The sequence below is a fragment of the Paracoccaceae bacterium genome, from assembly GCA_033344815.1.
GTDB lineage: Bacteria > Pseudomonadota > Alphaproteobacteria > Rhodobacterales > Rhodobacteraceae > Roseobacter.
The window spans coordinates 3,703,132-3,717,533 of the sequence record JAWPMR010000001.1; the positions used below are offsets into that span (position 1 = coordinate 3,703,132).

The 14,402-nt window shown below is 52.4% G+C and carries 16 protein-coding genes; 8 read left to right on the forward strand and 8 right to left on the reverse strand.

All coding sequences use genetic code 11. The annotated features are described in order from the left end of the window. Positions 1–825: 825 nt before the first annotated feature. A complete protein-coding gene (locus tag R8G34_17220; protein ID MDW3224594.1) occupies positions 826–2,424 on the reverse strand; it encodes a phosphoenolpyruvate carboxykinase in 1,599 nt (532 codons plus the stop codon). Between the two features lie 323 nt (positions 2,425–2,747). Between R8G34_17220 and R8G34_17225 the strand changes: the two genes are divergently transcribed. The 7 genes from R8G34_17225 to R8G34_17255 are packed head-to-tail and all read left to right on the forward strand — an operon-like array spanning position 2,748 to position 8,128. Further along, entirely contained in the window at positions 2,748–3,449 is a 702-nt protein-coding gene (locus R8G34_17225) for a response regulator transcription factor (GenBank protein ID MDW3224595.1), read from the forward strand. An 8-nt stretch (positions 3,450–3,457) separates the two neighbouring features. Further along, entirely contained in the window at positions 3,458–5,176 is a 1,719-nt protein-coding gene (locus R8G34_17230; protein MDW3224596.1) for a sensor histidine kinase, read from the forward strand. A gap of 3 nt (positions 5,177–5,179) precedes the next feature. Next, the gene (locus tag R8G34_17235) at positions 5,180–5,635 is read left to right on the forward strand and encodes an HPr kinase/phosphatase C-terminal domain-containing protein (protein ID MDW3224597.1); all 456 of its coding nucleotides are present in this window, start codon (positions 5,180–5,182) and stop codon (positions 5,633–5,635) included. Then, a complete protein-coding gene (gene rapZ, locus R8G34_17240; protein MDW3224598.1) occupies positions 5,632–6,519 on the forward strand; it encodes an RNase adapter RapZ in 888 nt (295 codons plus the stop codon). Before R8G34_17235 ends, rapZ begins: the two co-directional genes overlap by 4 nt. Positions 6,520–6,522: 3 nt before the next feature. Continuing rightward, positions 6,523–6,936: a PTS fructose transporter subunit IIA gene (locus R8G34_17245; GenBank protein MDW3224599.1), complete on the forward strand. Its 414-nt coding sequence runs from the start codon at positions 6,523–6,525 to the stop codon at positions 6,934–6,936. Continuing rightward, complete coding sequence (locus tag R8G34_17250; GenBank protein ID MDW3224600.1) at positions 6,933–7,202, forward strand: HPr family phosphocarrier protein; 270 nt, start codon at positions 6,933–6,935, stop codon at positions 7,200–7,202. Before R8G34_17245 ends, R8G34_17250 begins: the two co-directional genes overlap by 4 nt. A 44-nt stretch (positions 7,203–7,246) precedes the next feature. Further along, positions 7,247–8,128, forward strand: a complete 882-nt coding sequence (locus R8G34_17255; GenBank protein ID MDW3224601.1) for a lysophospholipid acyltransferase family protein — start codon at positions 7,247–7,249, stop codon at positions 8,126–8,128. Positions 8,129–8,140: 12 nt separating this feature from the next. Here R8G34_17255 and R8G34_17260 read toward each other — a convergent pair whose 3' ends face one another. Then, the gene (locus R8G34_17260) at positions 8,141–9,016 is read right to left on the reverse strand and encodes a 3-hydroxybutyryl-CoA dehydrogenase (GenBank protein ID MDW3224602.1); all 876 of its coding nucleotides are present in this window, start codon (positions 9,014–9,016) and stop codon (positions 8,141–8,143) included. Positions 9,017–9,171: 155 nt separating this feature from the next. On the opposite strand from R8G34_17260, the gene R8G34_17265 reads away from it, so the two are divergent. Continuing rightward, positions 9,172–10,008 carry a DUF6473 family protein gene (locus tag R8G34_17265; protein ID MDW3224603.1) on the forward strand — a complete coding sequence of 279 codons (837 nt, stop codon included), beginning with the start codon at positions 9,172–9,174 and terminating at the stop codon, positions 10,006–10,008. 52 nt (positions 10,009–10,060) lie between these two features. Here the strand turns inward: R8G34_17265 and R8G34_17270 are convergent, their stop codons facing one another. From R8G34_17270 to R8G34_17295, 6 genes are all read right to left on the reverse strand, one after another. Further along, the gene (locus R8G34_17270) at positions 10,061–10,987 is read right to left on the reverse strand and encodes an FAD-binding protein (protein MDW3224604.1); all 927 of its coding nucleotides are present in this window, start codon (positions 10,985–10,987) and stop codon (positions 10,061–10,063) included. Continuing rightward, complete coding sequence (locus R8G34_17275) at positions 10,987–11,745, reverse strand: electron transfer flavoprotein subunit beta/FixA family protein (protein ID MDW3224605.1); 759 nt, start codon at positions 11,743–11,745, stop codon at positions 10,987–10,989. Before R8G34_17275 ends, R8G34_17270 begins: the two co-directional genes overlap by 1 nt. A 218-nt stretch (positions 11,746–11,963) precedes the next feature. Next, positions 11,964–12,536 carry a cob(I)yrinic acid a,c-diamide adenosyltransferase gene (locus tag R8G34_17280; protein MDW3224606.1) on the reverse strand — a complete coding sequence of 191 codons (573 nt, stop codon included), beginning with the start codon at positions 12,534–12,536 and terminating at the stop codon, positions 11,964–11,966. A gap of 3 nt (positions 12,537–12,539) precedes the next feature. Further along, positions 12,540–12,818 (reverse strand): twin transmembrane helix small protein, encoded by a 279-nt coding sequence (locus R8G34_17285; protein MDW3224607.1) that lies wholly within the window; start codon positions 12,816–12,818, stop codon positions 12,540–12,542. Between the two features lie 12 nt (positions 12,819–12,830). Further along, a complete protein-coding gene (locus tag R8G34_17290; GenBank protein ID MDW3224608.1) occupies positions 12,831–13,658 on the reverse strand; it encodes an SDR family NAD(P)-dependent oxidoreductase in 828 nt (275 codons plus the stop codon). A gap of 59 nt (positions 13,659–13,717) precedes the next feature. Continuing rightward, the gene (locus tag R8G34_17295) at positions 13,718–14,362 is read right to left on the reverse strand and encodes an SH3 domain-containing protein (GenBank protein MDW3224609.1); all 645 of its coding nucleotides are present in this window, start codon (positions 14,360–14,362) and stop codon (positions 13,718–13,720) included. Positions 14,363–14,402 lie beyond the last annotated feature (40 nt).

Consider the following 14,402-nt stretch of genomic DNA (forward strand, 5'->3'; position numbering starts at 1 on the left):
GTTTTATAAATGGGCCATCGATCCGGTGAAAGTTTGGTCCCTACGGGTCGGTTCAGGCGTGTATGTCGGGATGCAAAAAACCCAGACTCTAAGAGCCCGTGGAGTCTCGGCTTTATGCGGTTCCCTAGATTGCCCCGTATGGATGGTGCCAGATTTGACATTTGCGCCGCGCCCGGGCCGTCACTTGGCGAACCATGTTCACTAGCTAAGCGCGAAAGGTACTCTCCGCAAGCAGGTGAGCATGCGTTCATAGGCCAGGTCGAAAAGTCGTATTGAGCGGCCAACTCGCTGCCTTGGGCGGCGTTTGCAGCCAAACCAGCACGGTATTCCTCTTCGGTCGTACGGCAAGGTTTGAAACACTCCACAGGCAATTTTTGCATGACGACATGGCAGGACAGTAAACCAGTGATGGACGCACGCTAAGCCTGAACCACCTCCGCATCGGCAAACGCATCTCTCAAACTGAAGAGCGCGATATCACGGTCATGCTCATAAATCCTCGCAGAATGCAGCGAACTGTATGGGTCTGTCGTAACCCTATGGACGTCTCTGTGGTACGGGCAGGGCGACGCTCGCCATTCGGACTTGCCACGCCTGACGTGCACCTCTCGCCGGCAATACAGTCCAGCGCCCCACCACTGCGCGCCTTTGACCCGTTTTCAGCGGGCTTTTGCAAGCCGCCTGCATGTCGGATGGCAATGGGGCTGACGTGATCCGCTCTCTTACACTGGATGACTAACGTCCATATCTCAAGGACATACCCGCGTCGAAAACTGCTCTGAGGCGGGTCAATGCAACAGATCAAGGGCTTAAAGCCAACAAGGATCAGCTAATCGCTGCTGCTTTCACATCATCATCGATAAAGGGCAGATATTGGTCAAAATTGTCTGAGAACATTCTGACCAGTTTCGCTGCTTGCCGATCATAGCTTGCCGCATCATCCCAGGTGCGCCGCGGATCGAGTAGGATATTTGGTACACCTTTTACATCGACCGGGACATCGAACCCGAAGTTTGGGTCCTTGCGAAAGGCTGCGTCCGCCAAGGACCCATCCAGAGCGGCCGTCAAAAGACCGCGTGTCGCCTTGATCGGCATCCGGCTGCCTGTGCCATAGGCTCCGCCGGTCCACCCGGTATTCACCAACCAGCAAGTTGCACCATGGGTTGCAATTTTTTCACGCAACAGATTCCCGTAAACTTCCGGTCTGCGTGGCATGAAAGGGGCCCCAAAGCAGGTCGAAAACGTTGGTTCAGGCTCGGTCACACCGCGCTCCGTACCGGCCACCTTCGATGTGAAACCAGAGAGAAAGTGATACATTGCCTGTGCCGGGGTGAGCCGAGAAATCGGAGGCAACACGCCGAAAGCATCACAGGTCAGCATAATGATATTCTTCGGATGTCCGCCGCGTGCAGATGTGGAAGCGTTCGAAATATAATGTAACGGGTAGGCACAGCGCATATTCGCTGTCAGGCTGTCATCTTCAAAGTCCAAATCTTTGGTTTCGTCGTCGTAAATCATGTTTTCGATGACAGTGCCGAATTTTTCGGTTGTTGCGTAAATCTCGGGTTCTGCATCCGGGCTCAGGCTGATGGTTTTGGCGTAGCATCCACCTTCAAAGTTAAAAGTGCCCGTGTCAGACCAGCCGTGTTCGTCATCGCCGATCAATGTCCGGGCCGGATCCGCCGACAGTGTTGTCTTTCCTGTACCCGACAGGCCAAAGAAGACAGCCGTATCCACGGGGTTTCCAGTTGCGTGGTTTGCCGAGCAGTGCATTGGCATCACGCCTTTTGCCGGCAGGAGATAGTTTAGCAAAGTGAACACCGACTTTTTGTTTTCCCCGGCATATTCCGTGCCGCCAATAAGGATCAGCTTCTTGTCGAAATTCATTGCAATTACAGTGTCGGAGCGACAATTGTGGCGCTTCGGGTTGGCCTTGAAGCTTGGACAGTTAATCACGGTGAAATCTGCAATGAAATGGTCGAGATCTTCACGATCAGGCCGGCGCAACATGTGTCGAATGAAAAGACCATGCCAAGCCAATTCCGTCACCATCCGCACATTGATCGCATGTTTCGGATCCGCCCCGCCTGTCAGGTCTTGCACGAAATAGTCGCGGCCTGCCATGTGCGACACCATATCTGCGTATAGCGCGTCAAAGCCCGCTGGGGACATTGCTGCATTGTTTTCCCACCAAATCGTATCAGTTACGCTGTCGGTTTTTACAACATGCTTGTCTTTGGGCGAACGGCCGGTGAACTTGCCAGTTGTTACCAAGAACGCGCCACCTTTCCCGAGCGCACCTTCCCTGCGCTCCAATGCGTGCTGAATCAAATCTGGTTCAATCAGATTGTAATAGACGGTTCCCGCCCCTTTGATCCCTTGATCTTCGAGCTTAAAGTCAGGATTCACCCGTCCATATGTCATACGTATTTTCCTTTGTTGGGCATTCATAAGAGACGCACAGGGGTCTTAACATGGCGTTTTTGTGATTGAACAGGACGGTTTGCAGCAGTTAGCGCCACCATTGCAAACTTTGTGTTAAGTGCCTGGTCGAAAACGCGTTTGGCGTGAGTGAGCACAATAAACCATTGATGATTTATTTCGCGATTTAGTCATTCGTAATCAAATTATGACCCCAATGCAGCGACGCGCGATACTGATTCGCACACAACAAATGCGCCCAACTCCGTGGGGCGAGCGGTGTGCGTTAAAGTCTGTCTATATTGAGCAGTTCAAGGAAATGGATGATGTCTAAAATAGCTTTGGTGGATGACGACAGGAATATTCTTACGTCGATTTCCATGACGCTTGAAGCAGAAGGCTTTGAGGTTGACACTTACAACGACGGGCAAGCCGCCCTTGATGCGTTCAACAAAAAACTTCCCGACATGGCAGTCCTCGATATTAAGATGCCGCGGATGGATGGCATGGATTTATTGCAACGCTTGCGCCAGAAAACGGCGATGCCAGTCATTTTCTTGACGTCAAAAGACGACGAGATCGATGAAGTTCTCGGACTTCGTATGGGCGCAGATGACTACATGAAAAAACCGTTTTCGCAGCGCCTTTTGGTTGAGCGGATTCGTGCGCTTTTGCGGCGTCAGGATGCGGTCGCAGGGGAAGCGGTTGCGGACAGTGAAGAAACCAAAGTCATCGAACGTGGCCAGTTGCGCATGGATCCTTTGCGCCATTCCGTAAGCTGGAAGGGCAAGGACGTTTCTCTGACGGTGACCGAATTCCTGCTCTTACAAGCGCTTGCGCAGCGGCCAGGATTCGTGAAGTCGCGCGATCAATTGATGGATGTTGCATATGACGATCAGGTCTATGTTGATGATCGAACGATCGACAGCCATATCAAACGCCTGCGCAAGAAAATGCGCACTACAGATGATGAATTTTCCGCGATTGAGACCCTTTATGGTATCGGTTACAGGTACAATGAAGAATAAAGAAGGTTATGGTTTCAACGGAGAGGAACTTTGTGCGCGATCTGGCCCCTCCTGTTCAGGACGGTGCCGTTGTCCTTGATGAAGGGTGGGTTGCGCAAGGCGGGACGGTCGAAACGGAGTCGCCCACATCTCAAACGCCGCGCAGTGTGCTGTCATTGCGAGCATCTCCGTTAACACGGAAGATCATTTCCCTCAACTTGGTTGCATTGATTTTCCTCTTTGCAGGTTTTGCGTATCTAAGTTCGTCGAAAGACAGTCTGGCGCTTCAAAGAGCTATGTCCCTTGTTTTTGAGGCTGAATTGATAGCCGACGTGATCGAGGCAAAGCTACCGCTGGGAGCTCCTGTCAACTTGGCAACAGGCGATGGCGTTGATGTGATAGCCGCTCTGAAAAGGCTGGACCTTCGTCGCGGCATTGAAGTTTTTGTTTTTGATCAATCCGAAACGCTTGTTGCGAATATTGAGGGCAGCTTGACGGCGGAAGCACTTGATGAGAGCGCGCATTCTCAAACTTTTATTACGGATAGCCTTACGTCCTTGTGGAGCGCTTTTTCCAGTCCTTTTGGGAAAGCGGTATCGACAGACCAAACACCACTTGTCGACAGGTTGCAGCCTTGGGTTGGCGACAGCCTCGTCAATGGTACTCGGATTCGAAACGAATTAGATGTGGCCGGCGGCAAACTTTTTGCTGTTGTGACGCCAATAATGCAAGGTAATCGAGCGCTCGGCGTAGTTGCTGTGGCGACGGCTGCAGGTGAGATTGATGGCTTGGTGCGGGGCGAACTTGAGAGCGTCCTGCAGATGTTCCTCATTGCGACAATAGTGTCAGTGGCGGTCAGTTTGGTTTTAGCTTCCACAATTGCCAACCCCCTCTCAGATCTTGCTGCGGCTGCAGAACTCGGCCGGGATAAAAACGCACGAAAGATGAAACCTGGACGCATCCGTATTCCGGATCTTACAGCGCGGGCAGATGAAATAGGTCGTCTGAGCGGCGCGCTCCGTGGCATGGTCTCCGCTCTTTATAATCGCATCGAAGGTAACGAACAATTCGCCGCAGATGTTGCTCATGAAATCAAAAACCCGCTTGCTTCTTTGCGTTCTGCGGTCGGTACTCTGCGTATGATCAAACGCGAAGATCAGCGAGACAAGCTGCTGGACGTCATAGACCACGATGTTCGAAGGCTGGATCGATTGGTTAGCGATATTTCTAATGCGTCGCGGCTTGATAGTGAACTGGTCAAAGAAGAAGAGGAGGCCTTCGATGTAGTCAAAACACTAGCCAGTTTGGGCCAGTATCTTGGCGATGATGCTTCCTCCAAGGGCATTGAGTTTGTAACTGATTTCCCGGATGCACCGATTCAAGTTTACGGATTAGAAGCCCGTCTGGCCCAGGTTTTTGTAAACCTGGTAACCAATGCAATTTCTTTTTGTGAGGAGGGTGACGCGATCCGGATTTGGGCGCGCACCAAGAAAAATCGAGTTTTAGTCGTCATAGAAGATACTGGACCAGGCATTCCGGATCAGGCGTTGGCGAAGATATTCAAGCGCTTCTATTCGCAACGCCCGGATGTTCACTTTGGCAACCATTCTGGCCTTGGTTTGGCGATATCCAAGCAAATCGTCGAGGCACATGGAGGCGTAATTTGGGCCGAAAACATTCGCCCGACTGAAATGGATATAACGTCTGATCCTTTGGGCGCGCGTTTCGTCGTGGGCTTGCCGATTTAAAGTATGATGTCGGAAACTCCTACAACTGTTGAACCCATGCCCACCCAATTGCACGCGTCGTGTGTGGCTTACCGCGGGCAAGGAGTGGTCATTTTAGGACCATCGGGATCAGGAAAGTCCGCTTTGGCTCTTCAATTAATGGGATACGGCGCAAATCTGGTAGCCGACGATCAAACTACATTGACCGCTTCAAATGGTGACCTGATTGCATCGTGCCCGCCTGCCATTGCCGGTTTGATCGAGGCACGTGGCATAGGGTTGCTCAACACGGACTATGTTGCACAAATATGTGTTAAACTCGTGGTTGATCTCGATCGTGTCGAGGAGAAAAGGTTACCCGATATGCACAGCATCGAGTTGGCTGGTGTGACTTTGACTTGTTTGTACAAAGTGAAAAGCCCCCATTTTCCTCCGGCGATCTTGCATTTTTTAACGTATGGTAGGCAAATTCCGGAATGACAGAAGTCAGCCTGACCCAACGAAAAATTGTTTTTGTAACTGGTCCATCCGGAGCCGGTCGTTCAACCGCGCTGAGCGTATTGGAAGATGTCGGTTTTGATGCGGTGGATAACTTACCCTTGCGTCTGTTCAAACCTCTTTTGGTGGGAGGAAACCAGGTTCGTCCGCTTGCTTTGGGGATAGATACGCGAAATCATGAATTCTCAACCAATGAAATAATTGACTTGCTGGGAGCACTTGAGGAAGCCCCTGATTTGACAGTGGAACTCCTCTTTCTCGATTGTTCGACTGATGTATTGCTGCGCCGGTTTTCGGAGACTCGACGTCGTCATCCGTTGGCACTGAATGGACGTCCCTCAGAAGGCATCGCGCGGGAATTGACAATATTGCAGCCATTGCAGAAACGCGCGCATGTTTTGATTGATACCAGCGATTTGAACGTTCATCAGCTTCGCGACGAAGTCGAGCGATGGTTTGCGCCTGATGGAAAACGGTCACTCACGATATCCGTCCAGTCGTTTTCCTATAAACGCGGTCTACCGCGTGGCGTGGATATGATTTTTGACTGCAGATTTCTACAGAACCCACATTGGACGCCTGAATTGCGTGGACTGGACGGCACGGACGCAGCAGTAAGAAATCATGTTGTTGCCGACCCTCGCTTCGCGTCATTTTCCGAGAAGGTGCTGGATCTCCACCTCCTGCTCTTGCCCGCTTATCGCGAAGAGGGAAAGTCATATCTTTCAATCGCCTTTGGGTGTACCGGCGGGCAGCATCGATCTGTCGTCACCGCACAAACGCACGCTTTGCGCCTTGCAGAAGCGGGCTGGCAAGTGTCAATTAGACATCGCGAGTTGGATCTGAAAAAGAGAAAAGAGGCTTAAGCCGTGATCGGTATTGTCATTGTCGCGCATGGCGGTTTGGCCAAGGAATACCTGTCCGCAGTTGAGCACGTTGTCGGCAAGCAGACCGGTATTGAGGCAATCTCCATTGAGGCAGATCATGACCGCGATGCTAAAGAAAGAGAGATCTGTACTGCCGCGGACAACGTCGATCAAGGCGGCGGTGTTGTGATCGTGACCGATCTATATGGCGGTTCTCCGTCTAACCTGAGCCTGCTGGCGTGCCAACCTGGTGACCGTCGCATTCTTTACGGTGCGAATTTGCCTATGTTGATCAAACTGGCAAAAAGCCGGCAGAAACCCGTTTCAGATGCCGTGCGATTGGCGTTGGAAGCGGGGAAAAAATATATCGATAGCCAAAACATCAGTTTTGGCCCGGAGAGCAGATCAAAATCATGACAAGTTGCACACTCAAGATCGTGAACGAAAAGGGATTGCATGCGCGCGCGTCTGCGAAACTGGTCGAAGTGGTAGAGGGTTTTGACGCCGAGGCAGAAGTCTCCAAGGATGGTATGACAGCTTCAGCTGACAGTATTATGGGACTTTTAATGTTGGCAGCGTCGAAGGGAAGCTTTATTGACGTTAAGACATCGGGGCCGGACGCAGCTGCATTGGCAGAAGCTCTGACGGCTTTGGTGGCTGATATGTTTGGCGAAGGTCAATGAAGTAACACGCGTCTGTCTTATAGCGCGCAACAGGATAGCAGGTCTTGGTAGAAAGCACACAAGACGTCAATATTGCCCCGGGCGAAACCGAGCCGGTCAATTTTGCACAATATGACCGGCGGAGTCTTTCCTATGCCTCGACCTTTGAGGATCCGTGGAAGTCAGCGGCAATTCGGCTCATCGAAGCTCTCACCGGGAAGCTCACCATACTGCGTTTGGTAAAAAGGTTCGAGCGGCGGGGTGCACCCAAAGGGCAGGCTTTCTGGCGGGCGGCGCTTGATGTCATGGGCATCGATCTTCTAACGCCGCAGGAACAACTCGAACGCATCCCGAAAACGGGGCCGGTGATCGTCGTGTCAAACCATCCGCATGGCATGGTGGATGGCATGATTTTTGCTGATCTTATTGGTCGGGTTCGTCCTGACTATCGGATCCTGACTAGGTCCCTTTTGACGGTCATTGACGAGGTGGCTGGGTCGTACATGATACCTGTGCCGTTCCCGCATGATCCGAATGCACAGCGCAAAGGCGTTGAAATGCGTGCAAATGCTATGAAGCACTTGCAACAGGGCGGGGTCGTCGCGCTCTTTCCATCAGGCGGCGTCGCTGCATCGGAAACCTATTTTGGCCCTGCGATTGAGGGCGAGTGGAACGTTTTTACAGCTAAACTCATCCGTCGCTCCGGTGCCACGGTCGTGCCAATAAAGTTCCTCGGCCAGAACTCCCGCGCGTATCAAATCGCAAATAAGGTATCCCCGATGTTGCGTCAGGGTCTTTTGCTGCACGAAATCGTCTATTCACTGAACAAGCCACAAGCGCCCATTGTTGGGCATCCTCTGTCGCAGGAAGATCTGCAAAAATGGGAGGACGATCCGCGCGGCTTCATGGCATGGCTGCGCGAGCACACTCTCTCCCTTGAGGACTAGCTCAGTTGGGGTTCAGCGGGTCGGGACGGGTGTTTCGCCCCGATAGTCATAAAAACCGCGTTCTGTCTTGCGTCCAAGCCATCCGGCTTCGACGTATTTGGTCAACAGCGGGCAGGGTCGGTATTTGGTGTCGGCCAACCCGTCATGCAGCACGTTCATGATCGCAAGGCATGTGTCCAAACCAATAAAATCGGCCAACTCCAATGGTCCCATGGGGTGGTTCGCACCAAGTTTCATGGAACTATCGATGGATTGAACGCTGCCGACCCCTTCGTAAAGAGTATAGACCGCTTCGTTGATCATAGGCATCAGGATACGGTTGACGATAAAAGCCGGAAAATCTTCTGCAGAGGCGGCGGTTTTCCCCAGTTTGTCCACCACTGTTTTGCAAGCAGTAAAGGTCGGCTCATCAGTGGCAATGCCACGAATAAGCTCGACAAGTTGCATTATGGGTACCGGGTTCATGAAGTGAAAACCCATGAACTTTTCGGGCCTATCTGTACGGCTGGCCAGCCGCGTGATGGAAATCGAAGAAGTGTTCGATGTTAAAATTGTATGAGGTGCCAAATGTGGCACGAGGTCTTCGAAGATCGCCTGCTTTACCGATTCCCGCTCGGTCGCGGCTTCGACGATAAGATCAGCCTGCCCCAGATCGACCAATCGGGCCGTCGTCTTGATCCTCTGCAGAGCCTGAACCTGTTCGTCGCCGGTGATCTTTCCACGTGATACTTGGCGGTCCATGTTTTTCGACATCAGCGCCATGGCTGCGTCCAGAGCGTCTTGGTTCAGGTCATTCAGCAGAATATCGTACCCAGCCAGCGCCATAACATGCGCGATGCCGTTCCCCATCTGGCCTGCACCGACAATTCCGATCGTTTTGATGTCCATCGGACGCCCCTCTTGATTTGTGATACTCTACGGTGCCTGCTTGGTCCGCCGCAAGGCCAAGCGATCTTTAAAATTCGGTTCAAAGCTTCCGTTTAACAGGATGTAAGGATTGGGCGTGCACATTGGCCAACGGGTGATTTAAGAGAGGTGGGTTTATGGCCTATGATGTGTTGGGAGCGGGGGCTCTCGATTATGCGCCATGTCACTATGGCAATTCTAAACTACTGTTCAGGGGGCCGCCGCGGCGGTTGGACGCGCCATATGTTGCGTTCCTTGGCGGCACAGCAACCTATGGAAAGTTTATAAAATGTCCGTTTCCAGCGCTGATTGAAAGCGATCTCGGGGTGAATTGCATTAATTTCGGGATTTCCAATGCAGGCATCGATGTTCTGCTAAACGATCACACGATCAATGAGGTAACAGATGCGGCAGTGGTAACCGTGTTTCAGGTGATTGGGGCGCAAAACCTGTCCAACCGATTTTACACTGTTCATCCCAGGCGAAACGACCGTTTTGTAAGTGCATCGACTTTGCTGAAAACGATCTATCCAGAAGTCGATTTCGCGGAGTTCCATTTTAACAAACACATGCTGAGTTGTTTGTTCCAAGTATCTCCCGAGCGGTTTTCGGCCGTCAGAAATGAATTGCAGAATGCATGGTCGGCCCGCATGAGGCTATTGCTGCAACAAACCTCTGGTAAGAAAGTACTGTTGTGGTTCGCGGATCATGCGCCAGTAGCGGGAGGAAGTCTTGGACTGGATCCTGCCAAGGCAAAGACGCCGCTTTTTGTGACCCGCGAAATGCTCGACGCATTGACAGCAAGCGTTACGAGCGTTTTGGAAGTTGTCGCAACACCTGAAGCAATCGCGGCTGGTAAGGATGGAATGGTATTCAACCAGATGGAAGCAATGGCCGCTTCGGAGGTGCTGGGCCCCAAAGCGCACGGTGAAGTGGCCGCAACGCTTGGTAAAACTCTGCATGAGCTCATTTAAAAGGGCCGCTCCATACTGAGGGCGGCCCTTTTACTACGATCAATCTGCGCAGTTACAGTTTTTCAATGAATTCGGGCACGGCAGTAAACAAATCCGCTACAAGGCCATAGTCCGCGACTTGAAAAATTGGCGCTTCCTCGTCCTTGTTGATCGCGACAATCACTTTGGAGTCTTTCATCCCGGCCAAATGTTGGATGGCGCCAGATATACCAACCGCGACGTAGAGGTCGGGCGCAACCACCTTGCCGGTTTGACCAACCTGCCAGTCGTTGGGGGCATAACCGGAATCCACGGCTGCGCGCGAGGCGCCTACAGCAGCTCCCAACTTGTCCGCAAGTTTTTCAATCAAAGCGAAATCATCTTCCGAGCCAACACCACGGCCACCTGAAACAACAACGCCAGCTGACGTCAGTTCCGGGCGGTCACTTGCGGCGACCTTGTCTTCAAGCCATTCGCTCAAGCCGGGATTATCCGAAGCGGAAATGGTCTCGATTGAAGCCGATCCACCTTCACCAGCAGCATCAAAAGTTGAAGTACGAAAGGTAATCACCTTTTTCGCGTCGGCCGATTTGACCGTTTGGACGGCATTGCCAGCATAGATCGGACGTTCAAAGGTGTTGGCGTCTACAACGCCAGATGCGTCCGAAATCACCATTACGTCCAATAGTGCAGCCACGCGCGGCATTACGTTTTTCGCATCTGTGGTCGCGGGAGCAACAATGTGCTCGTAGTCACCGGACAGCGAAACAATCATTGCTGCCGTGGATTCCGCAAGACGATGACCCAACGACACGTCTTCAGCGACCAGTACTTTGCCTACACCGTCAATCTTTGATGCAGCTTCACCGGCAGCGGCTGCAGAACCTCCAGCGGCCAGAACGGTTACATCGCCAAGCATCTTCGCGGCGGTGACAGCTTTCGCGGTGGCATCCATCGCCAATTCGCCATCGGTTACTTCGGCAAGGAGTAAAACAGCCATTATACAGCCCCCGCTTCTTTGAGTTTCGATACCAGTTCTTCGACAGAAGCCACCTTGATCCCCGCTGCACGAGCTTCGGGTTCAACGGTTTTCACAATCTCCAGCCGCGGGGTCACATCAACGCCGTAATCCGCCGCCGTTTTCTCATCCATTGGCTTTTTCTTGGCCTTCATGATGTTGGGAAGCGACGCATAGCGCGGTTCGTTGAGACGCAGATCGACGGTGATCACTGTAGGCATCGTAACCTTGATAGTCTGCATACCGCCATCTACTTCACGGCTGACTACAGCATGATCGCCCTCAATTGCAATTTCAGATGCAAAGGTTGCCTGGCTCCAGCCCATCAATGCGCTGAGCATTTGACCCGTTGCATTCATATCGTTGTCGATTGCCTGTTTGCCGCAAAGCACCAAACCGGGCTTCTCTTCGTCCACGATGGCTTTGAGTATTTTGGCAACGTTCAAGGGTTCGATATCCTGATGAACATCGTCTGCCGCGATGACCAGAATGGCGCGATCAGCCCCCATGGCCAGAGCTGTGCGTAACGTCTCCTGGCTTTGTTTGACGCCAATGGAGACCACAATGATTTCGTCCGCCTGGCCTGCTTCTTTCAAGCGGATGGCCTGTTCGACGGAAATCTCATCAAAAGGGTTCATCGACATTTTCACATTGGCAAGATCAACACCGGATCCGTCCGCTTTAACGCGAACCTTCACATTGTAGTCGATCACGCGTTTGACAGGTACAAGAACCTTCATTGGCGTCTTTCTCCTTGGGATTGCGACTCACGCACTGCGTCAGTCTGACTTTATCTGAGGTGAGGTTTACCCAAGGTGGCGCGCATGAAACAGTGTAAAATCGTCACGCCTTCACACAGGAACGCCGCGTTCTTCACGAATTCCATGGTTAGAAGCAAAAATTTCCGATCAGATCATGACGTGCCCGTGAAATGTCACGCGCTTTTGCGAGACTTGTTTCAACGGTTTGCGCCGGGCACCCAGAGCACGTCGTCCTTGCCACCGTTGTTCGCGCTCCGTGCCGCGACAAAAAACCAGTCACTCAGGCGGTTCAGGTATTTTACCGCGGATGAGTTAATGGCCTCCATCGTCGCGAGTTCGACACACAGCCGTTCTGCGCGTCGTGACACGGTGCGGCACACATGCAGATGCGCGGCAAGAGCAGAGCCGCCCGGAAGAATGAAACTACGCAATGCATCCAAGTCTGCATTCATCTCATCTATTTCAGCTTCCAGCCGACTGACCTGTGCATCAATCATGCGCAGCGGCGGGTATTCTGCATCAGCGTCAAGTTCGATATCAGGTCGACAGAGATCTGCACCCAGATCAAAGAGATCGTTTTGAATGCGGCTGAGCGCCTCATCGATGTCGCCTTGGGCTTCCAGGCGAGCGACACCAACGAAAGAATTCAATTCATCAGATGTGCCATAGGCCGTCACCCGCAGCGCATGTTTTGCTACACGCGCGCCATTGCCAAGCGCGGTTTCGCCGGCATCGCCGGTTTTTGTGTATATTTTGTTCAACACCACCATGGTCTACTGGCCCCCTTGCTTCCGGAAGAAGACATACGCAACAATCAAGCACACGGCGACAAACTGTGCCGCTAAACGATAGCGCATCAACTTGTTGGAGTTTTTCTTGTTGAACGCGCCACCTTTGGCGAATCCGCCCAGGCCGAGCGTCAAGACAACGACGACCGCAAGGCAGGCTGCAACGGCTACAATGAACAGGGGATCACCCACGGCGTTTTTCCTTCTCTTGCCCAGCGGCATATGTAGGCGCGCAATTGGTAAAGGCGACCCGCTTTTTTGCATTTTCGACTTTTGTCATCGCGTCAATACCCAATCCAAGGCGCGGGTCGGAAGCAGCCGACGTAACGCGCCCATGATATAAGTTGGCGTGGTCACATAATACCTTGGTTGCGGGCGCGGCGATTCCAAAGCTCGAATCAGTTTGCTGAGCACAGCGTTTGCGGGCAATTCGAATGTATCTGGGCCGCGGTCTTCGTAAAGGCGTTTGTTTAGGTCACTTTCATATTGCATGCGGCGGGGTGACGCGCGCCAGTCTACCCATTTTTCAAAATGGGCCACAGAATTTTGGCGGATTTTTGAGGTCACCGGGCCGGGTTCTATCAACACCACATCAATCGGCGTGTCACGCATTTCAATGCGTAGGGTGTCTGTCAGCCCCTCGAGCGCATATTTTGTGGCGTTATATGCTCCGCGCCACGGCAGGGTAATAAACCCCAGGACCGAGGAGCATTGAATGATCCGGCCATGCCCTTGTTTGCGCATCACGGGAATGATCGCGCGCGTCAGGTGATGCCATCCAAAGAAATTCGCTTCAAAAATAGCGCGCAGAGCGTTCGTCGGCAGATCTTCGACGGCGCCCGGAGTACCGTGGGCACCATTGTTGAAAACCGCGTCAAGTGTACCACCGGTCGCGGCAAGTACTTCGGCCAATGCGGAGTCGATTGACTTTGGGTCGGTGTAGTCCAACTGGGGACTGTCAAAACCCTCAGATTTTAATCGCTCGCAGTCTTCGACTGCCCGACAGGCTGCGAAAACACGCCAACCTTTGGCCTTCATACCAACCGCGCAACAATACCCGATGCCAGATGAACAGCCGGTGATGAGGATGGATTTTTGCGTCAAAAGAGCCTCTTTGCATGGGTCACTGACAGAATTGGCAAAAAGGACAACGAGGCGCAAGCCTATCCGTTGGTCAACAGATAATCAGCAATCCATCCTTCAGGTCCGCCAGAGACCGGGCGCAATCTGATCCATCCGGATCCATCATCCTGTAGAACTTCAACCTCTGTATCGCGATTCAGTTTTGTGACAACATCAAAACCCGTACCCGGACCGCCACGCATATTAACGATCGCACCGGCAACAAAGCGTATGTCGCGACGTGTAGTTACATTTTCAGACGAGGCCTGCGAGCGCGATCCAGAAAAAATGATGCTGGGCAAAACACCATTCTCATCAGGTGTGCTGTCAAAGGTAACAGTCGTCGCGTCGATGACCTTTGGCGATGCCAATGGCACAATCTCGATCGGCCGTTCCGCTGGTTTCGCAAGTATGGGCTGGCTGGGCGTATTCTGACGCGCGTTGGCGACGTCCTCGAACGAGGTAAGATTCAGCGCCATGCGCGTGACGCTCGGCCTTTCTTCGATCGCTTCCGGTTCGGCGACCTCGGCACTGGCAGTGTCGATAGTCCGAGATGTTTCATCGGGATCCATTCGCGCAAGAACCGCAGCATTTCGCGCAGCAACCGGATCGAAATCAGCACCGCCACTTAGCTCATAAAATGCCAGAGCCAGAAATCCAAAACTTACCAAAATCAAATTTCTCATAACCAAACCCTCGTCCCAACTGATTCCTGTCTAACACATA

Coding starts and splice junctions, on each gene's coding strand:
- R8G34_17220 (MDW3224594.1), bottom strand. CDS start 2,424: ATGACATATGGACGGGTGAATCCTGACTTTAAGCTCGAAGATCAAGGG.
- R8G34_17225 (MDW3224595.1), top strand. CDS start 2,748: ATGTCTAAAATAGCTTTGGTGGATGACGACAGGAATATTCTTACGTCG.
- R8G34_17230 (MDW3224596.1), top strand. CDS start 3,458: ATGGTTTCAACGGAGAGGAACTTTGTGCGCGATCTGGCCCCTCCTGTT.
- R8G34_17235 (MDW3224597.1), top strand. CDS start 5,180: ATGATGTCGGAAACTCCTACAACTGTTGAACCCATGCCCACCCAATTG.
- rapZ (MDW3224598.1), top strand. CDS start 5,632: ATGACAGAAGTCAGCCTGACCCAACGAAAAATTGTTTTTGTAACTGGT.
- R8G34_17250 (MDW3224600.1), top strand. CDS start 6,933: ATGACAAGTTGCACACTCAAGATCGTGAACGAAAAGGGATTGCATGCG.
- R8G34_17260 (MDW3224602.1), bottom strand. CDS start 9,016: ATGGACATCAAAACGATCGGAATTGTCGGTGCAGGCCAGATGGGGAAC.
- R8G34_17265 (MDW3224603.1), top strand. CDS start 9,172: ATGGCCTATGATGTGTTGGGAGCGGGGGCTCTCGATTATGCGCCATGT.
- R8G34_17270 (MDW3224604.1), bottom strand. CDS start 10,987: ATGGCTGTTTTACTCCTTGCCGAAGTAACCGATGGCGAATTGGCGATG.
- R8G34_17275 (MDW3224605.1), bottom strand. CDS start 11,745: ATGAAGGTTCTTGTACCTGTCAAACGCGTGATCGACTACAATGTGAAG.
- R8G34_17280 (MDW3224606.1), bottom strand. CDS start 12,536: ATGGTGGTGTTGAACAAAATATACACAAAAACCGGCGATGCCGGCGAA.
- R8G34_17285 (MDW3224607.1), bottom strand. CDS start 12,818: ATGCAAAAAAGCGGGTCGCCTTTACCAATTGCGCGCCTACATATGCCG.
- R8G34_17295 (MDW3224609.1), bottom strand. CDS start 14,362: ATGAGAAATTTGATTTTGGTAAGTTTTGGATTTCTGGCTCTGGCATTT.